Below are 22,370 nucleotides of genomic sequence, written 5' to 3'. Positions count from 1 at the left end.
TTGTCGCAAACCATCGGCTGTGCTGCGTGCTGCGCGACCAGGACAACGGCTGCAGCGCGCCTGAGCTAGGCGCGGCAAGCCTACATGGGCGTTATCGAGGGCAGGCCGAGACGTGCAACGCCACGTCTTGGACGAGTGCTGAGTCAGCGGCTATAGAATGGGGTGCAGGATTTTCGCAAGGTCTCGGAAAACTCATCGTCCGCCAGTTCAATCAGATCCAGCTCGACATCATCCGGCAACATCTCGGCCACTGCTGCGGCCAAGCGCCGCTGCCTGGCAACTTCTGCACCGCTGATGGCCAACAACAAGCGTGGCGCCTGGGCATCGCCCGGCTGGCGCAATGCAGCGAAATAAGCCTCGGTGATCGCCAGTTCTGCACAGACCGGAACCAATGCTTTTTCCAACGGGGGCAAGCTTAATGCAACAACAATTGGACGCGGTTTTTCTGCAGAGCAATCGGGCTGAACCAATGTCGACGACATGCTGTTACTCAGTAAAAGAAGTAAAGACCAAAGCCTTCAGGAGCGATTAGGCCCCATCATTTACGCACGATCGTACCATATCAAACTGCTGCGCGACGAACCGTTGCCAACAAGCCAGCGGCCCCCACGAAAAGCACCGCGAAACTACGATTCATAAGCCGTTGTTGGCGAGGCGAACGCAGCATGCGCAGGACCCTGGAGGCCAACCCGGTGTAGCCCGCCATGACGATCAGGTCGACACAGATCATGGTCACGCCCATCACCAGGTATTGACCAAGTAGAGGCTGGTGCGGGTTCAGGAACTGTGGCAACACGGCAAGCATGAAGACTATGGCCTTGGGGTTGCTGAAATTAACCAGGAAACCACGCAAGACCAAGCTCAGTGGACGGCCAATCGGACGCTCGGAAGACTCGGCACTCAGATCGCTCGGCAATGCTCGCCACTGCCGATATGCAAGGTATACCAGGTACAGCACGCCAAACCACTTGATCAGGCTGAACGCCAGGGCGGAAGTCGCAAGAATGGCTCCAACCCCAGCTGCAACTATAGCGATCTGCAGGGCCAAGCCGATCTGCAAGCCCAGTGCATTCCAGTAACCACGCCAAAAACCGTATTGCAGGCCTGCCGACATCGAGGCGATGGCACCGGCACCCGGAGAAAGACTGATAATCCAGCACGCCACAAAAAAAGCCAGCCAGGTTTCCAGTGCCATTGCCATGTCTCCACACACAGATAAAAAGGGATGACCGATAGCCTATCCCTTTCCTTGGAAACCGCCCAGCCAGACGATGATCGTAAAGCCCTGTCAGTCACTCGATCAAGTCGGCGCAGCGGTAAATTATCAAGATGAACCCTTGTAAACCTCAGGCTCAGCTGGCGTCTTCAAGTTGCTTCTGCAACGACTCCAATGTTTCCAGGGCTTCCATCCAGCGCTCTTCAAGATCCGCCTCCTGGACCTTCAACCTTGCTTGCTCGGCCAGCAAATCGCGCAACTCGTCTTTTCGGGCTGCGTCATATATCGCCGCATCGCCGAGCTTGCCTTCAACCTGCGCAAGCTTGTCGTGCAACTGGCCTAGTTGCTTTTCCAATGAGTCCGCTTCGCGCTTGTGCGGTGCCAACTGCTGGCGCAGTGCAGCTGCGGCCTGGCGCTGGGCACGCTTGTCGGTTCGATCAGCCCCCGCGTCAGTGCGCGTGGTCGTCGCTGGCGCTTGGCGAGCACGGTAATCGACCAGCCAACGGCTGTAGTCTTCCAGGTCGCCGTCGAATACGCGCATGCCACCGTCGGCCACCAACAGGAACTCATCGGTGGTGCTTTTCAGCAAATGCCGGTCGTGCGAGACCACGACCACGGCGCCGGAAAACTCTTGCAAGGCCATGGTCAGCGCCAGGCGCATTTCCAGGTCGAGGTGGTTGGTGGGCTCATCGAGCAGGAGCAAGTTGGGCCTGCCCCACGCGATCAGCGCCAAGGCCAGGCGCGCCTTTTCACCGCCGGAAAAGTTCTTCACCGGCTCATCGCAACGCGGCCCCCTGAAATCGAAACCGCCGAGGAAGTCGCGCAGGCTTTGTTCGCGCTCGGTAGGCGCCAGGCGCTGGAAATGCAAAAGCGGGCTGGCTTTATCGTCCAGCGCATCCAGTTGGTGCTGGGCGAAGTAGCCGACCACCAGGTTCTCGCCACGCTGCATATGCCCCGAGATAGGCTGCAATTGATTGGCGAGATTTTTGATCAGGGTCGACTTACCTGCACCGTTGGGTCCTAGCAGGCCAATGCGCGCACCGGGTGCAAGGTTGAGCTTGATCTTCTCCAGGATCACGGTTTGCCCGTAGCCGAGCACTGCATTATCGAGATCCAGCAGCGGGCTGGAAATCTTTTCGGCTTCACGGAAACTGAAGTCAAAAGGTGAGTCGACATGCGCCGGAGCCAACTCCTCAAGCCGTTCAAGCGCCTTGATTCGGCTCTGCGCCTGGCGCGCCTTGGTGGCCTGCGCCTTGAAGCGCGCAATGTACTTTTCCATGTGCGCACGTTGCGCCTGCTGCTTCTCGAACGCTTGTTGCTGCTGGGCCAGGCGCTCGGCACGGGTGCGCTCGAACGCCGAATATCCACCGCGATACAGCGTCAGCTTTTGCTGATCGAGATGCACAACGTGATCCACCACCGCATCGAGAAAGTCACGGTCGTGAGAAATCAGCAGCATGGTGCCCGGATAGCTTTTCAACCAGCCCTCGAGCCAGAGGATCGCATCGAGGTCAAGGTGGTTGGTTGGCTCATCGAGCAGCAACAAGTCGGAGGGGCACATCAGCGCCTGCGCCAGATTCAAGCGCATACGCCAGCCACCGGAAAAGTCGCCGACCTGACGGTCCATCTGCGCGTTGTCAAAGCCCAGCCCGGCAAGCAGTTTGCGCGCGCGGGCCTCGGCGGTATAACCATCGAGGCTATCGAGCGCAGTATGCAGGCGGGCAACTGCCGCGCCATCATGCTCGGCCTCAGCCTTGGCCAATTCGGCTTGCACCTGGCGCAGATGTACGTCACCGTCGAGGACATAATCGACCGCGATGCGCTCAAGGACATCAACCTCCTGGCGCATGTGGGCGATACGCCAGTCGGCCGGCAACAGGCAGTCACCGGCATCGGCGCTAAGCTCGCCACGCAACAGGGCAAACAGGCTGGATTTGCCGGCACCATTGGCACCGATCAGACCGGCTTTGTGACCGGCGTGCAGGGTCATCTCAGCGTCTTCTAGCAAACGTTCAGGGCCGCGTTGTAATGTAAGGTTCAAGAGTCGAATCATAATGGCGGCGGAGTCTATCAGAGTCCTTCGCGACAATCCCGGAAAGCACTATGTCCTCTGATCTGTGGCGATTCGCCGAAGGCTTTTATCAGCGCCCCGAAGTCGAACAGGCTTGCCTGACCTTGCAAGGACTGGGCAGCGATGTGTGCCTGTTGCTTTGCGCTGCCTGGCTGGGCAGGCGTGGAGTGGCCTACAACCCCGACCATGCGGAAAAAATGCGTTTGCTCGCGCGGCCCTGGCAACATGGCGTGGTCACCGCCTTGCGACAAGTGCGCATGGATTGGCGTGCTGCGGCGAACAACGACAGTGAGCTGGCGCTGTTACGGGAACAGGTCAAGCGCCTGGAAGTCGAGGCGGAAAGAATACAATTGCAACGTTTAGCTGCATTGATGGCAGGTTGGCCCGATGGCGCCGAAGAAACCTTGACGGCCTGGCTGCAGGGCATGGCCCCCGTGCTCAATGAAACAGGCCGCGATGCGCTGGAACAACTGCGCATCGCGGCCCTGTATCGCTAAGCGCTTAAGACTCGGTTGCAGGTTTTGCAGCCGGAGTAGCCACGCTGGCAGCAGGTTTTGTGGCAGCGGAAGCTGTCGATGTGGCACCAGTCGGTGTTGGCGCTGATGCACCGGTTGCAGTTGGCGTGGCAGGCTTGGCAGCGGGCTTGGCTGCAGGCTTGCGCGCCACCGGCTTACGGGCAGCCGGTTTTGCTGCAGCGGGCTTCGCGGCTGGGGCTTTGGCGGCCGGCGTTTTAGTCGCCGCAGGCTTGGCCGTTGCCGGTTTGCGCGCAGCAGGTTTAGCCGTCGGCTTGGCGGCGGATGCTTTAGGCGCTGGCTTTGCGGATGCAGCCGGCTTAGCTGCTGGTGTTGAACGTGCTGCTGGCTTGGCAGCAGGTTTGGCCGCCGGGGCTTTTGCAGGCGCCTTGGCTGCTGCAGTTTTGCTCGCCACTGGTTTCGCAGCCGGCTTGCGCGCAGCAGGTTTTGCGGCGGTGGTTTTAGTTGCCGGTTTGGCTGCGGCTGCACGCGCAGGCGCTGGCTTGGCCGCAGGTTTTGCTGCGGTCGCTTTAGCCGGGGCCTTGGCAGCGGCGGCTTTGGTCACTGCAGGCTTGCGGGCTGCAGGCCTGGCTGCTGTGGTTTTAGCCGCTGGCTTGGCCGCAGCACGAGATGCAGCGGGCTTGGCTGCCGGCTTGCGCGCAGCGGGTTTAGCCGCTGGCTTGGCTGGCGCGGCCTTGACCATGACAGGTTTTGCATCACGGCTGGCAATAGCTTTGCTGGCCGCCTCTTTGACCTTGGCAACACCTTGGGCCAACTTCAGGCTCTCCTGGGCATCACGCTTGAGCTTGACGATATAGCCGCGGGTTTCCGTCTGGCGCTCTTTCAACGCATCAAGCAGCTCTTCAAGCTCAGTCACGCTGGCTTTGGCTTTCTTCTGTGCCTTGCTCTTACCCGCACTGGCGGCATCTTCTAACTTGCCACGGGCTTTATGCAGCTTTTCCTGGGCACTGCCACGTTGCTTTTCGAGTTTGGCGAGCAGTTTTTCTGCGTCAACCAAGGCTTTGCTGCAAGCATCCTCCAGGAGCTCCATTAAGCTTCCGGAAAGTTGCTGGAGTAAGTGCAACGGGGTCGAAACCGATTTTTTGTTTGCGCTCTTTTTCGCCGACATGGCTCGCCTCCTGGCGGTTGTTGATGAGCCCATACTAGACGCCTGACTGCACAGTCGCTAGTGATCCGCTCATTTGTTGGAGTATTGACGAGAATATTTGCACCCCTGCCCAACTATTCAAGAAGCCGGAGCCGCCAATAACAGGATCTGAATTATTCAGACCTACAATTGAACAGAACGTGCCGCAACGCGACTCAAGTCATCACAACGCCACAATCCAGAAAGCCAAATGCCCCTGCACAGTAAGCCCATGCAGGGCCTGTATTCAGTCAAGAAGAATGAGGAAAGCCAGGCTAGCCCGACAAGAGTCAGGCATCCATAAAGCGCGCGCTTCAAAGGCAAGCCGGGCAGACAAGGACAGCGCTTTGTCGATGCAGTTTGCACCGATAAAACGCTAAATGTTGATTGGCAACCGGCGCTTAAACAGCAGCAGTCGATTGCTCTTGATGGGCGTTATGCAGCACTTCGATCAAGCAGTCTTCGAGTTCGAAACGCTCATGAAGCAATCGACCCAGTTGATTCAGCTCTGCCACCAACGACGCATTATCCCGGCAATCGCCGTTGTCACAGCGGTCGTTAAACGACAGCGCAACCTCGGTGATAGAGTCAATACGCGGATAGATCTGCTTGGCCAGCTCAAGACCTCGTTCATCACCAAAGGCCTTGGCTTCATTGGTGAGCTGCTCATAGACTTCAAAATGGCCTGCCGATACGTAATCGACCAAAACCTCACAGAATTTTTGTACGGCAGGTTCATTGGTAGTCACGGCAGTAGTGGGTGCGCTGGCAGCAGAATATGCCAGAACCAACTCCTCGCGTTCCTTGAGCCAACGATCGATCAACTGGTGAACACCACCCCATCGTTCCTGAGCGTTCTGACAACTATCGAGCATGATGACCTCACTCCCCTTATCGGTTTCTCTGTTATACGCCCGATTAGAGACATTTTTCTAACAATCGGCTTATTCAATACACGACTGGGACCCTGGTAAACGGGTGCCAACTGTTGTTGTGGAGTCAGAGTATGCTTCCCGCCATTTGCCATCAAGGCACTGTGTCGAGAAAATTTCATACGGGCGTTTAATCTGTAGCTCAAGCAGCATAGGGCTTGAGGGCACACCAGGCCACAGCCGGCGCAACCAGGACAGAGAGAAGTGCGAGATCAGCCAGGCCGCCAGGGGCTGGCATCCTTGCCTGGCCCAGGTGTATCCGGTTTAGACGCGGCGGAATAATTGCAGCAAGGCAAAAATGATCATGGCAATGAAGGCCAGCAGGCTCCACTCGGGAATGCTCATGCCAAACAATGTCCAGTTGACCTCGGCGCAGTCGGCAGAGCCATGCAAGACCACGCGGATAATCTCTTGAAACGGCAGTGCATCCATCATGTATTCAAGGCTCGGCAAACACGCCGGCAATTGGTCAGCCGGAATGCTTTGCAACCATATCTGACGCGCAGCCGTACCCGCACCGACCAGAGCACTGAACAACGCGAGGGCAGCATATATCCGCCGACCGATACGTCCTGGGCCATGAATGGCGGCAATCAAGCAAAACAGTCCAAACAAAATCACCGCGATCCGCTGCAAGATGCATAGCGGGCAAGGCTCCAGGCCAACAACATGCTCAAGATAGAGCGCACCGCCCATCAAGGCGACACAGCCAAGGAAGGCGAGCAAAAATAGACTGCGTGGGCTAGCCAATTGCATGGTGGCTCCGAAAAGGATGATGACAAGGGCGCATACGGTAGTAGAAAGCGCCCAGGCGTTTCAAGGTAAAAGCGCGTGATAACGCAACTGGCCGTCAGCCAATAGCCACCACAGGTCGCTTAGGGCCTCTGCCTCAAAAGCCCATGGATGCATGGACCTTTGAGGCTTGCCAGCTTAATTGCTGGCGGCTGCAGTCGCAGGCAAGGCGCTGAATCGTTGGTCGAGCAGGCCCAACCCTTCCTGGAACAATTGGTTGCTGCGTTCCGTATCGCCCAGTTGTGCGAGCAAACGTGCCAGCTCGGCACAGGTTTCCGGGTGCCGCTGGAAACGCAGGCTGGCTTCAAAATATTCCTTCGCCTTGCCCCACAGCTGGTTGTGTCTGCAGATGCGTCCCAAGGTGAGAAGCAAGTCGGCATCGGTTGGGTGATCCTTCAGCCAGCTCTCGGCCGTTTGCAGCTGACGCGCACCATCGCTGCCACGCAACAAGCCGTACAAACGCACCAAGCGACTGTCATAGCTGCGCTTGAGCGCGGCACGCAACATAGCCTCTGCCTCGTCCTCATTACCCAGCTGACGCAACTGCTCGGCGTAGGTTGCAACCAGCATGGGCTCTTGTTGCTGGGCAGAAGACAGCTGCTTCCAGGCGTTGTTGAGATTTGCCTGTGCAGCTTCATGACCGCCTTCTCCAGGGGTCGCCGCCGCTGCCAGGCGACCGCGCCACGCTTTCAACTCAAGCTCGGCCAGCGCGTCACTGCCCAACATTTTTTCCTTGCGCACAGAGGACAGGATGCCAAGCAATGCCGACCAATCCTGATTGCGCACATAGAGCTGCTGCAACTGCTTAAGCACTTGCTGGTTGTTCGGGTGACGCTCATGCATCACCTGCAAGGTTTCCAGCGCGGCCTCAAATTCGCCACGGCCCTGTTGAAACTCGGCATGGCTCAACGCCACGGCAAGCTCCGCCTGCGGCTGACGTTCCAGTGCCCGCTCCAACAGCGTGTCACATTCTTCCTTTTGCCCCAGCTCATGAGCCGCACGGGCAGCACCAAGGTAATACATCAAGGGCAATGGTTCGGCCTCGGCAGCTTTACGCAAATGGCGTAGCGCAGCAGACCAACGCCCTTCAACCAGGTCAACAAAGCCTTGCTCTGAAGCCAGGCGCACACGTCGATTGCGGTGCAGGCGCGACCAGGGGTTCACCAGCCGGCCAGAGGTCACCAATAGACGCAGCAGCAGGCGCAACAGGTAGACAATCAGCCAGAGCGCAACAATCAGCGCCAGGAATATCCATAAGCTGGATTCGTAACGAAAGCTCTTGTAGGCCAGCAATACGTAACCCTTGTGCTCGGCAATCGAGTAGCCCAGCAGAGCCAGTCCACCAGCAACCAGCAGGATAAATATCAACAGGGAAGCGCGCTTCATTGAGTCGCCTCCTCCGCCGCCGGCTTGTCTGCAACCGGTACATTTTTCAGGCGTTCACGAGCCGACTGCTTTTTCTCGATATAGGCCTGCATGGCATTGATCGAATTAGTCAGGTCTGGAGCCTTGACCTCGATGCTCTGGTCAATCAACTCGCCCACCCGTGCGCGCAGGGCACGGCTGCTTGGGTTGTCTTTGTTGAAGTTGCCATCAAGCACATCGGCTGCCTGCGTCAGCGCCTGCTTGTACACGGCCGTCTGGCCGTGCAAGGCCGCCCACTGCGCTTGTTCCAGCGCCAGGCTCAAGGCCAGGCGAACCTGGGTAAGGCTCTGGCCAGCCAGCAATGGACGAATATTCTGGTCGGCATGGAAATCCAGGCGAACGTACTGCCCAGCGGTCTCCAAAAGACTGGCCCACCAGCCTTCCCCATAGTTTTCCTCGGCCAATTGGCCCAGGGCACCGCCGTCATCCTTGAATGATGGATTCAGTGCATTGAGCTGCATGCCCTGGTCGCGCAGCGCGCCCAGCTGCAAGAACAAACCGGTGCGGTCAGGATTCGGCGTGGTCAGCAGCGCCTCAAGACTTTGCGCCAGTTGCTCGCGCACCGCGTATGCAGCCGGGTCATCCTGGTCACGGACAATTTCATCCGCGGTGCGGACCAAGGCCGTGGCACTGTTGATATCCTGCAGCGCCGAGAGGCGCAGGCTGGCCAGGCGCAACAAGTGCTCGGCCTCGGCCAGGCGCCATTCCTGGCGGCTGGCACCAAGTACAGTCTCAAGCCGTTTGTTGAGCAGTTGCTGGTCGCCCTGGAGTTGCAAGACCAGGCGCCGGCGCTCATCCAGCTCATCGGGTGGCGGTAGCGACTGCAAACGATCGTCCAGGCTTTTCGCCTGTCGTGAAAGCACTGCGGCCTGAGCCTGGGTTTGCTCAAGTTGCGCCACCTGCTGCTGCTCACCTGCCTGCAACATGCGCAACTGCCAGACACCCCAGCCGCCAATGGCAACGCCTGCAGCGCCGAGTAAAAGGGCGATTATCGCCAGGCCGTTACCGTTCGAAGACTGCTCTGGCGCTGGTGTTTTAGTGACTGGCTTGGGTGCATCCTGCACAGGCTGCTCTTTCGGGGAAGTCGCTTCGCTCACGTATCCATCCTTTGTCTCAGAGGGCGGGGCAGACTCAGCCTGCAACGCCGCCAACAACGCCGCAGCATTTGCACCGCGACAGTTCACTACAGATTCAGCGCCCGCTGCACGTGCTTGTTCAGCTACTCGCAGACTCGGCACAAATAAGGTTAGCTTGCTTAATGCGGGCCATTGATCACCCGCCATTTGTAGCAAGTGTTTAAACCCCTGGCCACTACTGACCACCACAGCGTTGAGCTGATTGGAGCGCACAGTGGTGTGCAGGGTTCCCGCAGGATATTGCGGTAGCTCTCGGCGGTACAAGCCCAGATAATCCACCACTACGCCCTGACTGCGCAAACTATCGGCGAGGAACTCACGCCCCTCTTCGCCGCGAATAATCAGCACCCGAGGGGCTGCATCGGCATCCAGAGCCTGCTTGAGCCGGGGCAGGCCAAGCAATGCCTCGCTGTCATCGCCCGCGCCGGGCCAGTGCGCATCCGCAGCATACCCGGCCAGGATTTCCCCCGTCGCCGCGCCCACGCTGAACCAGGGCTGGGTTGGCGAAACCTCTATCTGGTAGCGTTCAAGCCGCTGCTGCACGATGCGGGCTGCAGGCTTGCTGACAACAATGACCGCGCAGTAGCGTTCAAGCTGGCTGAGGGTTTCGCGCTGCTCGGCGGTTTCATCCAGCTCGACGATATTGAGCAGCGGCAGACTGTCGCTATGAATACCCTGCTCGGCCAATGCCGCAGCCAGCGCCACGCATTCATCCTGCGGGCGAGTCAGCAGCAGCCGCCATTGGCTCACGCGTGGCCTGCCTCGCCGTATACAGCCTTGAGTATGGCTTCTGCCCCTTGGCCAAGCAGATCTTCAGCGACGGCGACACCAAGCGCCTCGGCATCGGCCAAGGGCGCCCGGCTCTCTGCACTCAGGAGCAGGCCGCCATCGGGCTGACCCACCAGGCCACGAAGCCAGAGCTGCTTACCCTCGATAATCGCGTAGCACGCGATTGGCACCTGGCACCCGCCATTGAGGCGTTTGTTCAAGGCCCGCTCAGCCGTCACGCGCAGCGACGTTTCACGGTGATTCAAGGGCTCCAGCAACGCCTGGATCTCGGCATCGGCTGTGCGGCACTCAATACCGACCGCGCCCTGCCCGCCTGCTGGCAGGCTGTCCTCGACACTGATCGAGTCGCGAATTCGCTCACCGAAACCGAGACGGATCAAGCCCGCCGCGGCCAGGATGATTGCGTCGTACTCGCCAGCATCGAGTTTGGCCAGGCGCGTATTGACGTTGCCACGCAGGAAGTTGATGGTCAGATCAGGGCGACGCGCCAGCAATTGCGCCTGACGACGCAGGCTGGAGGTGCCAACAATGCTGCCGGCAGGCAATGCCGCGAGGCTGTCGAAAGTATTGGAGACGAAGGCATCGCGTGGGTCTTCACGCTCACAAATGCAATACAGGCCGAGCCCTTCAGGGAAATCCATCGGCACATCTTTCATCGAGTGCACCGCAATATCGGCCTGGTTTTCCAGCAATGCGGTTTCAAGTTCCTTGACGAACAGGCCTTTGCCACCGATTTTAGCCAGCGGCGCATCCAGCAGCTTGTCGCCACGACTGACCATAGGCACCAGGCTGACAACCAGGCCTGGGTGGGCTTGTTCCAAGCGAGCTTTAACGTGCTCAGCCTGCCACAGGGCCAGGGCACTTTTACGGGTGGCGATGCGAATTTCACGGGACATGGGCAATTCCAGAATACGAACTGCCCCAGATGATAACAGGCTACGGCGTTGCGAGCCTCCCGGCACTGATGCAGCAATACTTATGACTTGGCCGCACTAAAGACTGTTCATCAGTTTGCGCACACCCGCGACATGCCGCCGGCTAACGACCAAGGCATCACCATCAAGCCCTTTGAGAAACAATTGAAAGTGGCCCAATGGTGTGCGCTGCAAACGCTCAATGCGATCACGCGCAACCAATGCATTGCGGTGAATGCGCACAAATCGATCACCGAACTCGTCTTCAAGTGCCTTGAGCGGCTCATCGAGCAGCACCTCGCCGTGCTCATGGCGCAGGGTCACGTATTTGTGATCGGCAATGAAATAAACCACCTGGTCCAGGGGAATAAGTTCAATGCCCTTGCGTGTGCGCGCGCTGATGTGGGAGCGAGGCCCGCCTCCGCTTTCAACTGCCGGGCGGGTAAGCGCGGCCAATTGCACGCGGTTGGGCCGCTCGGCCTTCTTCAGGGCTTCAACCAGATGCTCACTGCGCACGGGCTTGACCAAATAGCCCACGGCGCTTACCTGAAATGCCTCCACGGCAAACTCATCGTGGGCGGTGCAGAAAATGACCGCAGGCGGCGCTTCACGCTCGCACAACTTGGCCGCGACCTGTAATCCATCCAGACCAGGCATGCGGATATCCAGCAGCACGACATCAGGCTTAAGGCTGTCTATCAGGCTCAGTGCCTCTTCGCCATTGCTCGCAGCTGGCTCAAGGACACGATAACCATCGAGCTCGCCGACCATTCGGCTTAGGCGCTCTCGAGCTAGGGGTTCGTCATCGACGATAAGAACATTCATATTGCTCTGGCTTCCTGCGTGAGTCTCGCACAAGGATAGCGTAGACGGGTGTAATGGCGGCCGTCACGGCGCTCCACGCTGAGACTGGCGTTAGACCCAAAAAGTGCCGCAAGACGTGCATCGATATTCTCCAGGGCGAGATGAGTCCCGCGTGACGGAGGCATGTCTTGCTCAACATAGGGATTGCTCACAGTCAGTTGAAACACTCCTTCGAGGTAATGTGCCTCGACGCGAACCAAGCCGCCCTGCACCAAGGGCTGGATACCGTAAATCAGGGCGTTCTCCAAAAGTGGCTGCAGGGTCAATTGAGGAATCGGTAGATCCTCAGGTACATCTGCAACCTCCCACTGCAACTGTAGACGCTCGCCGAGGCGATAGTGTTCAATCGATAAATATCGTTGCGCCAGCGCCAGCTCATCACTCCAGGTCACCAGGCTGCCGGGCTTGGCCAGGCTGGCGCGAAACAAGTCAGATAAATCCAGCACCGCCTGCTCGGCCTTGTTCGGGTCAATAGCCACCAAACTGGCAATACTGTTCAAGCTGTTGAACAGGAAGTGTGGCCGGATACGCGCTTGCAATGACTCGATCCGCGCCCGCAGCTCCGCTTGCTCTTGCCTGCGCCATTGGCTCTGCAGATAAAAATAGCGTAGCAGCAGTGCCGACATAATCATGCTGATTAATGCATGTCGCAGGTAAAGATTGACCTCTCCGGCACGAGGCAACTGCCCGCCAAGGTCATAAAAATCGGCGACCAGGGTACAAATCATAGTTAAAGCAACCACGATGGCGCAGCAAAACAACCCGGCCACCTCGGCACGCCAGCGCGCCATCAGCGGGCGCAAGCGACATAGCAGCGCCGCCGAAAGCAACACTATCCACTGCACGAACAAGGATGTAAGCGCCAAACGCACCCAATTGAAACCTGGCAACATCGGCTCGGCCAGCACCAGCACCAGCACCAGCAGTTCTGCGAGCAAGACCATGCTCAGCAGGGCTTCCGGCTGACAAAGCTCGGGCACGAAGAAGTCATCAACCGGCGCCCGTTTTTCTTGTGTTTTAAATGGTTTATTTCGCATCGACGCAGTTTCCGTGTGCCGCATGGACTCGGCAAGTGGGCAAGCCCCATACGGTTGAAATAGTGCCGTGAACAGCCGGGCAGCCTCATGAAATGTGACCGGTGCGACATTGTCGGCCTGGACCGGTAAGCACATTGCGCAGCCCCTGGACGACGCGCACCCGGCGATTTTGCCGGTGAGCCCTGTTATTATCGCTCAAAGTATCCGTCACGCCGGTTGCGACCCGCTGCCCCAAGCTGACTTCAGGCGCCCTCACAGCCTGTTGATAACTTTAAGCATGCGTGGCTGCAAACTGGCCGAACTAGCGCACCAGCCGAGCGAACTCATGAGCACTGAACAGACCAACCAATCCTGGGGCGGCCGCTTCAGCGAGCCAGTCGACGCCTTCGTCGCCCGTTTCACCGCCTCTGTCGAATTCGACAAGCGTCTTTACCGTCACGACATCATGGGCTCGATTGCCCACGCGACCATGCTCGCCAAAGTCGGTGTGCTCAGTGAAGCAGAGCGCGACAGCATTATCGAGGGCCTGGGCAAGGTTAAGCACGAAATCGAAGCCGGTCAGTTCGACTGGAGCATCGAGCGCGAAGACGTGCACATGAACATCGAGGCCCGCCTGACAGACCTGATCGGCATCACCGGTAAAAAACTGCACACCGGGCGCAGCCGTAATGACCAGGTCGCAACCGACATTCGCCTGTGGCTGCGTGACGAGATCGACATCATCCTCGGTGAAATCACACGCCTGCAGCAGGGCTTGCTTGAGCAGGCACAACGCGAAGCCGAAACCATCATGCCGGGCTTCACCCACCTGCAAACGGCTCAGCCAGTCACCTTTGGCCACCACTTGCTGGCCTGGTTCGAAATGCTGTCTCGTGACTATGAGCGCCTGGTGGATTGCCGCAAGCGCACCAACCGCATGCCGCTGGGCTCGGCCGCGCTGGCCGGGACAACCTACCCGATTCAACGCGAAATAACCGCCGAACTGCTGGGTTTTGACAGCGTTGGCGGCAACTCGCTAGATGGCGTTTCCGACCGCGACTTCGCCATCGAATTCTGCGCGGCGGCAAGCATTGCGATGATGCACCTGTCGCGCTTCTCCGAAGAACTGGTGCTGTGGACAAGCGCCCAGTTCCAATTTATCGAGCTGCCTGATCGCTTCTGCACCGGCAGTTCGATCATGCCGCAAAAGAAAAACCCGGACGTACCGGAGCTGGTGCGCGGCAAGACCGGTCGTGTGTTTGGCGCACTGACCGGCCTGCTGACCCTGATGAAAGGCCAACCCCTGGCCTACAACAAGGACAACCAGGAAGACAAGGAGCCCCTGTTCGACGCTGCCGACACGCTGCGTGACAGCCTGCGCGCATTTGCCGACATGATCCCGGCGATCAAGCCCAAGCATGCAATCATGCGTGAAGCCGCCTTGCGCGGTTTCTCCACCGCGACCGACCTGGCGGATTACCTGGTGCGCAAAGGCTTGCCATTCCGTGACTGCCACGAGATTGTCGGCCATGCGGTTAAATTCGGTGTGGATACCGGCAAGGACCTCGCCGAAATGACACTGGATGAATTGCGCGTATTCAGCGACCAAATCGATGCCGACGTATTTGACGTGCTGACCCTCGAAGGCTCGGTCAATGCCCGTGACCACATTGGTGGCACCGCACCGGCACAAGTCCTGGCTGCGGTTAAACGCGGCGAGGCATTGCTGGCCAGCCGTTAAGCACCTTGGCTAACCAGGCGACAAGATCATACTTGCCGCCTGTATTTGCTTGTTACTCAGGCATTCGCCTGGGCCCGCGCCTTAATCATCGCCATGAACTCTGGCATGTTGGCTTCTTTATCCGCCGCAATTTTCTGCACAGACTCCAGCCTGTTCAGCTGAGCAAGCAATTTGCCCGCCTGCGGAAAATCGGCCAGTAAATCAATATCAAACAACTTCTGGGCAACGGCGCAAGCCAGGTCAAGGCTGTACAGGAAGTACACATCCGCGAGCGTCAGGCTGTCCCCGGCGACATAAGGCGTGAATTTGCCATGTCGCTTCAATGCGGCGACCCCGGCCAGCAGCTCCAGCTTGCACTTTTCCTGCAACGCCGGCGCGATCTGCATGCCGAAAAAAGCCTGTGGATAACCCAAACGGGCCGGCAACTCGATATACAACTCAATCTCGCGCATCAGGGCTCGGACCTGAGCCCGTGCGAAAGGCTCGCTCGGCAGCAAGGATTTGCCGCTGCCCGTCTCTTCGATGTATTCGAGGATAACGCTGGTTTCACTCATGTAGCCCTGGTCAGTCCCCAATGCGGGGACTTTGCCACGCGGGCTAATGTTGAGACTCTGCTCACTCTGGTCAGGATGGAAGGGCACTTCCTCGAACGCCATGCCTTTTTCCAGCAAGGCGAACTTGACCATGTTGTAGTAGTTGCTTACGGCGAATCCATACAGTTTCAACATTTCGGCAGACTCCAATAGGTTTCCCAAGCCAGGGTTATAGACCTGCACCGCGCCAGATGGCTAGTCTTATCAGAACAGTGAATGGCGAAAGCCCCAACAGACTGGCACACTGCAAACTCTAGCTGCCCACGAGACCGGTATGAGCGACATTGAAGATAACGAAGACCAGGCTTTCGCCGAAGAACGCTTGATCGAAGCCGTCGAGAACCAGATCGCGGCGGGCGAGCCCGCAACGGCCCTAGCGACCCTGAACAAGCTGACACTGGTGGGCTACGAGCGAGAAGAGATCCTGCAGTTGATGGCTCAAGTGCTGGCGTATGAGGTCAACAGCATGCTTGAAACTGACCAGCCGTTTAACCTGCAGCGCTACGAACTGGGTTTACGCTCATTGCCAGAACTCCCCGAGTAATACCGGTGCGCAGTGGTTGCAACCATCACAATCGGCAAAGGCTGTTACCCGCCTTGATCACAGTGGAGGTCGTAATCGAGTGAACCATAGGCTCAGCCGCGCAATATTATGTCTACTATTGAGCCTTGGCCCGAGCCTGGTGCAGGCGGAAACCTTTCGCATAGGTGCCGAGGACGACTGGTTTCCCTACACAGCATTTCGCAATGGCGAGATTCAGGGCATGTCGGTAGACATCGTTCGCGCAGCGTTTGCCGCCAGTAATGTCGATATCGAACTGGTGCCCTACCCTTACTCGCGCTGTATGGATACCGCACAACGCGGCGAGATAATGGCCTGTTTCAATACCTTGCCCAACAAGCAGATCGCCAGCCAATACCTGCTGCCGAAGTATCCATTGTTCAACGACGACATCCTGCTGTGGGCGAACAGCAAAACAGCCAAGCCCATGACCAGCCTGGCTGCGTTGGCCAAACAATCGGTGGCGGTCACCATAGGTTATGAGTACGGTCCCGAATTCGATTCAATGACCAGCTTCAAGCGCGTTCCGGTGAGGCGCGACCTTAATGGATTCCTGATGCTCCAGCGAGGGCGAGTTGACTACGCCGCTGCCTATCGCGGAACAGCCGAAGCATTGTTTGCCGAGAGGGCTGAACTCAAAGGCGCATTCACCCCCGTTGCCACGCTGACCCATGCACGGGTGTTCCTGAGCTTTACCCGCAAAGACCCGCGCGCAGCGGACTTGATCAGCCACTTTGATCAGGGCATGCAAATCATCCACACAAACGGCACCTATCAGCGGATACTCGACCACTGGCGTCATCAGAGCGCAGCAGACTGAGTAATGCTTGGCTACACTGGATTCAATACGCAAGCCGCCACAGATAGGGGTTTATCAGCATTACCCCGAGTCCAAACGATTTTCAGCAGTTCCCTAAAACAATAGCTGGAGTACTTATGGCCTTTACCCCCGAACTTATTGCCGAACTCGAAATTCTCTCGATGTACAACCTGGGTAACACCAAAGAAGGGCTCAAAGTACACCACACGGCATCGCCCGCCGCGATAGCAGCCGCTCGGCGTCTCCATGCGAAAGGCCTGATCTCGCTTGATGACGGTGGCTACCTGACCAGCCTCGGACTCGACGCGGTCGAGCACACCCAGGTGCTGCTGGGAATTCTCTCCGAACCACAGCCTGCCTGAATACAACTCAAGCAAGCGGACGCTCATTGGCGCCGCTTGCGCATGCACCCGCGAAAGTCCAGCACGACCGGTTTTCGGCTTGGCCTGTGAACCAACAGCCAGTGTGTCCACAGCCATAAACCTTTGATAAATGCAGCTGTTTCATGGCGTATTTGAGACCGACAACACAAGATTTTTCCTGCCTGGTTAAAAGATCCAAACGCCGCGCAATCACATTATGTGCCATCGAAAGTATGGGGTAGACTGCAGGCCAGCATCGGGACATGGCTAATAATGTCACACCACCGCACGCCGCTCGGCAGCACCTTTCTGATCTCGATTCGAGAGTCGTTTATCGCACTCTTGCCCTTTATTCTGGCTGCGTCATTTATTTCTTTAATCCTTGCACTGTTTGAAGTCGCATCCGTTAAAGACCCCCTGCTAATCCAAATCACCCATTGGCTTGGGCTGTTCAGCTTTCAACTTTCACAGCTGTTTCCATTGCTTGCACTGATTTCATTGTCATTCCACTTTGCCAAGCACTTACACCTCTCGGCGATGGTCGTCTGTGCACTTGCACTTAGCAGCTTGCTTGCCCTGCATATCCCCACGTTCAACAATGGTTCGAATACAAACTACATAACGACCCTACTCGGCGATCCCCGAGCGGTAATACTGCCTATTCTGGCGGCCTACCTATTGCGCCCACTGACGGCGATAAATGCCTGGAAACTGGTGACCGGCAAACTCCTGAGCAGCTACCTGAAACAGCACCTCAATAGCCTTATACCGACACTGGTCTGCTTTGTTCTGCTACTGGTCGCTGGCGCACTGATGACGCTAGTGGCGACTTGGACCCTGGCTCCGTTGATCGAAACCTTCAGCAATGAAGACCTCAGCGCACAACTCTTTGTACGCACCTTGTTGACCCACCTGTTCTGGGCCATTGGCGTCCATGGTGACAACGCCTATTTATTGTTGACCGGCATGGAGAATGGCGCCCAGCTTCTGGCTCCCCAACTGACAACCGGCCAGTTTATAAACCTGTTTGTGATATTCGGCGGCAGTGGCGCCACCTTGTCGCTGCTCATTGCAATTTTCATAGGCACCTCAGACCCGACATCACGGCGTCTTGCAAAAATCGCAGCGCCCTTTGCCCTGTTCAACATTAATGAAATACTGATTTATGGCCTGCCCATCGTATTCAACCCACGCCTGCTGGTGCCATTCATTGCCGCACCCCTGGTGAATTTTTTAATTGCCTATGCGGCGATAGCAACCGGTTACTTCAGCTTCAATGGCCACCCGTTTCCCTGGATTACCCCCCCTTTGCTCAATGCTTATATTGCCAGCGGCAATATAAGCACGGCCTTGCTCCAAGTGGGTTTGATCCTGGTCAGCACCTGCATCTACCTGCCCTTCGTTAAACGCCTTACGCTGATGCCAGAGCGCCATGACGTCGACAAGGAGCTGGTCAAGCGCATTCAACTCAATGACGATATCGGCCGCGTTATCGAGCGCCAGTATTTGCAAAAGCAATCTGAGTCCCTGCGTGCCGAGATCGACCTGGAAAAAACCATCAAGGATGTACTGTCCGGCGACCTGCAACTGCATTACCAACCCAAGCTGTCGCTTGAAACCAATCAAGTCGTCGGTTTTGAAGCCCTGCTGCGTATTATCGATGACGCCGGAACAATCAAGGGTCCTTACTTTGTGGAGGCCTTTCAGCGCGCGGGCTATTCGCACATTATCGACCGATTTGTCATCGATACCGTGGCCGAAGACATCGCCAGCTGGGAGCAGGAAGGCTTCAACCCGAAAATCAGTATCAACCTTGACCCCAACAACATCACTGATCCGCAATTGCTCGGCACGCTGATTGATCGCCTCGGCAGTTACGGCCCCCGTATCGAGATTGAAATTCTCGAGTCCGCATTCATGCTCGAACTGGATCGAATTGAAAACAGCATGGCCAGGCTCAAGGCCCTGGGCTTCAGCTTTTTACTGGATGACTTTGGCACAGGGTTTTCCAGCCTGAGCCTATTGAGCCGGATCAAGGTTGACGGTATTAAGCTGGACCGGAGCATTCTGGAAAATGCCAATGAGCTCAAGGGCCGGATTCTCTACCGGCAAACCTGTTACCTGTGCCGCAGCCTGGGCTTTAATTTGATTGCTGAAGGGGTTGAAACAGCTGAGCAGGCCGACTTTGTCAAAGCCAGTGGCGTGCAGTATGTCCAGGGCTGGCTGTACGCCAAGGCACTGCCCGCTGCCCAGGCAAAAGCCTTTTCCCTGAGCCGTAAACCAAGTTCCTGACGTCTTTGCTTCAGAAAAAACCAGCACTGCCGATACAGGCTTAAATACTGTTTGCGCGCTTTTGCCAGTGACCCCATAGCAGATTGACAGCATGCCCGGTAATCAAGAAATTCGTCCCGACCTTGACGACGGCATCGACCGCAAGGCGCTCACACAGCTGCGCAAACGTTTTTTGCGGGTCAACCAGGGACGCCTGTTGCGCGCCAACCAAGCGCTGTCAACGCGCCAGCAATTTGTGCTGAAACTGCTGCCGCTGCTGCTCCATGTCAATCACCCCATGCTCCCCGGTTACGTGTCCGGCAGCACTCCGTCCGGCCTTTGCGGATACGAACCTGATGACGAGGTACTCGCACAGGCGCAACGCCTGACCCGTGCCTTTACCTACAAAGCACCGCGCGGCAAGCAGCAGTCACCGCTGCTCGGGCTGTTCCTGATGGGCAGCCTGGGCACTTTGGCTCAGGCAGATCAGAGTGATATGGACTTGTGGCTGTGTCATGCCCCCGGGCTTAACGAGCAAGCGCTGGAGGAATTGCGCAAGAAGTGCTCACTGCTTGAAGTCTGGGCCGCAACCCAAGGCAGTGAAGTGCATTTCTTCTTGATCGATCCCGAGCGGTTTCGCCTCGGTGAGCGCGGCTCACAACTCACCTCAGATGACTGCGGCACGACCCAGCATTACTTGTTGCTCGACGAGTTTTATCGCACCGCCATCTGGCTCGGCGGGCGCACGCCCATGTGGTGGCTGGTGCCTGCATTCGAGGAATCGCGTTACCAAAGCTATGCCCAGACCCTGCTTGAGAAGCGCTTCGTTCGCCACGATGAAACACTTGATCTAGGCAGCCTTGCACATATTCCTCCTGGCGAATTCATTGGTGCGGGGTTGTGGCAGCTGTACAAAGGCATCAGGTCGCCCTACAAGTCTGTGCTCAAGCTGCTGCTTACCGAGATTTATGCCAGCGAACATCCAAGGGTTGAGTGCCTGTCGCTGCGCTTCAAGCATGCGGTATTCGCCAATAAGCTGGAGCTTGATGAACTCGACCCATACATAGTCGTCTATCGGCGGATTGAAGAATATTTGCTGGAGCGCAACGAACACCAACGTCTTGAGTTGATTCGCCGTTGCCTGTACCTGAAAGCCAACAAAAAACTCAGCCGACCGCCACGCAATGGCGTCAAAAGCTGGCAACGCGTGCTGCTCGAGCGCCTGAGCAGCGAATGGCAATGGGATAGGCGCAAGCTGGCACTGCTCGACAGCCGCAGCCAGTGGAAAGTACGCCAGGTCAAGACCGAGCGGCACATGCTGGTCAATGAGCTGACCTACAGCTACCGCTTCCTGGTGCAATTAAGCCGCAACCTGCGCGGCTCCAGCACAGTCAGCCACCAGGACCTGGCCATTCTCGGCAGACGCCTGTATGCCGCATTCGAGCGCAAGGCTGCCAAGGTCGAGCTTATCAATCCAGGCATAGCCCCTGACCTCGGTGAAGACACCATTACCCTGGTCAATTCGCCCAGCCCCGAAGCGCCCAGTGAGCAACAGTGGGCTCTATTCAGTGGCAGCCTGGGCGCACAAGACTGGCCGAACTTCGCCCCCATCAAGCGCACCCGTGACTTGATTGAATTACTGGCCTGGAGTCATTTCAACGGGATCATAGACAGCGGTACCCGGATATCCTTGCATCCAGGCAGCAGCGACCTGACGGAGTTCGAACTATCCAACCTCCTGCTCAGCCTACGCCAGTCGCTGACCCTGCCGCTGCCACCTGTTGGCGAGGCGGCATTGCGCATAAAAAGCCAGCCAAGCATGGTGTTGCTGCTGATTAATGTTGGTCTCGACCCACTCAAGCAGCACAGCCAGATGAATGTACACATGACCACCGAGCGGATCGACGCCCTCGGATATTCAGGCGTACGGGAAAACCTGGTGCAGAGTATTGATCAAGTCAGCCTCAATAGCTGGAACGAGTTGAGCGTCCATCGCTACAGCGGCCAGAGTGCCTTGATCGATTGCCTGCAGGCCTATCTCAATCGCTTGCCCAAGGACGCGCCACCACCCAAGTTGCAGATACGCTGCTACTGCCGCAACAGGGCGATGACCATCGCCGAACGCGTCGAGGAGTTATTCAACCAGGTCCAGAGCATCCACAGGACCGCGCTGCGCCAGCGCTACATCATACAAACCCGGCAGCGCTTCCATGTGCTTGAACTGGGCGCCACTCCGGTCAGCTACAGCAGCCTGGACGACATCAACCAATTGATCGAACACCTGGGTAGCCCACACAACCAGGCCGGCGCACTGCATGTTGACCGCAGCGCGTTGCAAGATGACGATCTTGGCCTGATCTTGCCGACGGCCAAGCCAGATTGCATTCAGGTGTTCTACCGTATTGTCGGCAACGGTGGGGAAGCTGAGCTCAGCGTCCTCGATGAACGCAATGCACTATGGCGCCAGCGCCTGCCGTTTACCGATGAACACTGCCTGTTAACGCCCATCCAGCGTTTTTTGCAATCATTGCTGTATCGCCGCAACGCACTGCAAAGCATGGCCGAGCAATTGCAGACACCGCCCGAAGTGCTCTATTACCAAGTGCTGCCCGATGCGCCGGGCAATGCCAAGTCCTTGATCCCGTGCGAGGCGCCGCAGTCACCGATCAACCATCCGTTCTATGATGTTCAGGCGATTATCAACCCGGCGGGCGCCAAGGGTGTGCGCGTGACACTGTACTGCAACCATCAGGAGTTTTCGCAGCTGCAATATGCCGGGGACCTGTACGCGGCAGTGGCGCAACACATTCTGGCTCATCGCCGCGGCGGCGAACGCTACCCCTGCTACATCACCGATGTGGACTTGTCCGCCATTGTTACCGAAGAAAAAATCCAGACCTTGCACTATCTGCGCTACAAAACCACGCTGGAAGCGGCCTTGAACATGGCCCTGCACAACGCCTGAAGGCAAGTGCATATGCAACCAAAGAGGCCCCACGCGGGAGCCTCTTTCAGTACCAGGGCGAGCGCAGCGAGTCAAAAACTGCGAAAAAGTGACCGGGGTCGCGCTCGACTTTACGTGCTGTAAATGAGCATTTGATTCGCTTTGCTCACCGTTTCGGGGCCGCACTGAAGTGCGTTCAGCCTAAAGGCTGTGAGCAGTTTTCTAACGCAGTAATATCGAGCGCAGTAGTTTTCAGAGGGTTC

19 protein-coding genes and 1 pseudogene are annotated in these 22,370 nt (G+C 57.4%); 7 read left to right on the top strand and 13 right to left on the bottom strand.

Going from position 1 to position 22,370, the window contains the following annotated elements; genetic code table 11:
* Positions 1-143: 143 nt before the first annotated feature.
* The 3 genes from CHB79_RS13240 to CHB79_RS13230 form a co-directional block, all read right to left on the bottom strand.
* Positions 144-482: an enhanced serine sensitivity protein SseB C-terminal domain-containing protein gene (locus CHB79_RS13240; RefSeq protein ID WP_010489329.1), complete on the bottom strand. Its 339-nt coding sequence runs from the start codon at positions 480-482 to the stop codon at positions 144-146.
* An 80-nt stretch (positions 483-562) separates the two neighbouring features.
* Positions 563-1,195 (bottom strand): homoserine/homoserine lactone efflux protein, encoded by a 633-nt coding sequence (gene rhtB, locus CHB79_RS13235; protein ID WP_010489327.1) that lies wholly within the window; start codon positions 1,193-1,195, stop codon positions 563-565.
* Positions 1,196-1,352: 157 nt separating this feature from the next.
* Entirely contained in the window at positions 1,353-3,269 is a 1,917-nt protein-coding gene (locus tag CHB79_RS13230) for an ATP-binding cassette domain-containing protein (RefSeq protein WP_089360249.1), read from the bottom strand.
* Positions 3,270-3,319: 50 nt separating this feature from the next.
* Between CHB79_RS13230 and CHB79_RS13225 the strand changes: the two genes are divergently transcribed.
* The gene (locus tag CHB79_RS13225) at positions 3,320-3,784 is read left to right on the top strand and encodes a TIGR02444 family protein (RefSeq protein ID WP_010489322.1); all 465 of its coding nucleotides are present in this window, start codon (positions 3,320-3,322) and stop codon (positions 3,782-3,784) included.
* A 4-nt stretch (positions 3,785-3,788) separates the two neighbouring features.
* Here the strand turns inward: CHB79_RS13225 and CHB79_RS13220 are convergent, their stop codons facing one another.
* The 9 genes and pseudogenes from CHB79_RS13220 to CHB79_RS13185 form a co-directional block, all read right to left on the bottom strand.
* Positions 3,789-4,928 (bottom strand): AlgP family protein, encoded by a 1,140-nt coding sequence (locus tag CHB79_RS13220; protein ID WP_089360248.1) that lies wholly within the window; start codon positions 4,926-4,928, stop codon positions 3,789-3,791.
* Positions 4,929-5,347: 419 nt separating this feature from the next.
* Positions 5,348-5,821 carry an Rsd/AlgQ family anti-sigma factor gene (locus CHB79_RS13215; protein ID WP_010489318.1) on the bottom strand — a complete coding sequence of 158 codons (474 nt, stop codon included), beginning with the start codon at positions 5,819-5,821 and terminating at the stop codon, positions 5,348-5,350.
* A 321-nt stretch (positions 5,822-6,142) separates the two neighbouring features.
* The gene (locus CHB79_RS13210; protein WP_089360247.1) at positions 6,143-6,634 is read right to left on the bottom strand and encodes a disulfide bond formation protein B; all 492 of its coding nucleotides are present in this window, start codon (positions 6,632-6,634) and stop codon (positions 6,143-6,145) included.
* A gap of 174 nt (positions 6,635-6,808) precedes the next feature.
* Positions 6,809-8,056, bottom strand: coding sequence for a heme biosynthesis HemY N-terminal domain-containing protein (locus tag CHB79_RS13205; protein ID WP_089360246.1), 1,248 nt, complete (start codon positions 8,054-8,056; stop codon positions 6,809-6,811).
* On the bottom strand, positions 8,053-9,192 hold the full coding sequence (locus CHB79_RS22210; RefSeq protein ID WP_245851483.1) for a uroporphyrinogen-III C-methyltransferase: 1,140 nt from the start codon (positions 9,190-9,192) through the stop codon (positions 8,053-8,055). The genes CHB79_RS13205 and CHB79_RS22210 overlap by 4 nt, the downstream gene beginning before the upstream one ends.
* A gap of 63 nt (positions 9,193-9,255) precedes the next feature.
* A pseudogene (locus CHB79_RS22205) lies at positions 9,256-9,936 on the bottom strand (uroporphyrinogen-III synthase); the annotation flags it as partial.
* A 41-nt stretch (positions 9,937-9,977) separates the two neighbouring features.
* The gene (gene hemC / locus CHB79_RS13195) at positions 9,978-10,916 is read right to left on the bottom strand and encodes a hydroxymethylbilane synthase (protein ID WP_089360244.1); all 939 of its coding nucleotides are present in this window, start codon (positions 10,914-10,916) and stop codon (positions 9,978-9,980) included.
* A 96-nt stretch (positions 10,917-11,012) separates the two neighbouring features.
* Entirely contained in the window at positions 11,013-11,759 is a 747-nt protein-coding gene (locus CHB79_RS13190; protein WP_010489309.1) for a LytR/AlgR family response regulator transcription factor, read from the bottom strand.
* The gene (locus CHB79_RS13185; RefSeq protein ID WP_425439599.1) at positions 11,756-12,859 is read right to left on the bottom strand and encodes a sensor histidine kinase; all 1,104 of its coding nucleotides are present in this window, start codon (positions 12,857-12,859) and stop codon (positions 11,756-11,758) included. Before CHB79_RS13185 ends, CHB79_RS13190 begins: the two co-directional genes overlap by 4 nt.
* A 301-nt stretch (positions 12,860-13,160) precedes the next feature.
* Between CHB79_RS13185 and argH the strand changes: the two genes are divergently transcribed.
* Complete coding sequence (gene argH, locus CHB79_RS13180; protein WP_089360371.1) at positions 13,161-14,555, top strand: argininosuccinate lyase; 1,395 nt, start codon at positions 13,161-13,163, stop codon at positions 14,553-14,555.
* Between the two features lie 56 nt (positions 14,556-14,611).
* On the opposite strand, the gene CHB79_RS13175 is transcribed toward argH, so the two are convergent.
* On the bottom strand, positions 14,612-15,283 hold the full coding sequence (locus CHB79_RS13175; protein WP_010489302.1) for a glutathione S-transferase family protein: 672 nt from the start codon (positions 15,281-15,283) through the stop codon (positions 14,612-14,614).
* 139 nt (positions 15,284-15,422) lie between these two features.
* Here CHB79_RS13175 and CHB79_RS13170 point away from each other — a divergent pair, with 139 nt between their 5' ends.
* The 5 genes from CHB79_RS13170 (at position 15,423) to CHB79_RS13150 (ending at position 22,128) form a co-directional block, all read left to right on the top strand.
* A complete protein-coding gene (locus CHB79_RS13170) occupies positions 15,423-15,692 on the top strand; it encodes a hypothetical protein (protein WP_089360242.1) in 270 nt (89 codons plus the stop codon).
* A gap of 118 nt (positions 15,693-15,810) precedes the next feature.
* Complete coding sequence (locus CHB79_RS13165; RefSeq protein ID WP_089360241.1) at positions 15,811-16,530, top strand: substrate-binding periplasmic protein; 720 nt, start codon at positions 15,811-15,813, stop codon at positions 16,528-16,530.
* 116 nt (positions 16,531-16,646) lie between these two features.
* Positions 16,647-16,892, top strand: a complete 246-nt coding sequence (locus CHB79_RS13160) for a TIGR02647 family protein (protein ID WP_089360240.1) — start codon at positions 16,647-16,649, stop codon at positions 16,890-16,892.
* Between the two features lie 273 nt (positions 16,893-17,165).
* Positions 17,166-19,184, top strand: coding sequence for an EAL domain-containing protein (locus tag CHB79_RS13155; RefSeq protein WP_089360239.1), 2,019 nt, complete (start codon positions 17,166-17,168; stop codon positions 19,182-19,184).
* A 91-nt stretch (positions 19,185-19,275) separates the two neighbouring features.
* On the top strand, positions 19,276-22,128 hold the full coding sequence (locus CHB79_RS13150) for a class I adenylate cyclase (protein WP_089360238.1): 2,853 nt from the start codon (positions 19,276-19,278) through the stop codon (positions 22,126-22,128).
* Positions 22,129-22,370: the final 242 nt, after the last annotated feature.

It is taken from the genome of Pseudomonas segetis (assembly GCF_900188155.1).
GTDB classification, from domain to species: Bacteria; Pseudomonadota; Gammaproteobacteria; order Pseudomonadales; family Pseudomonadaceae; genus Aquipseudomonas; species Aquipseudomonas segetis.
This window is presented reverse-complemented; position numbering and strand designations above follow the sequence as displayed.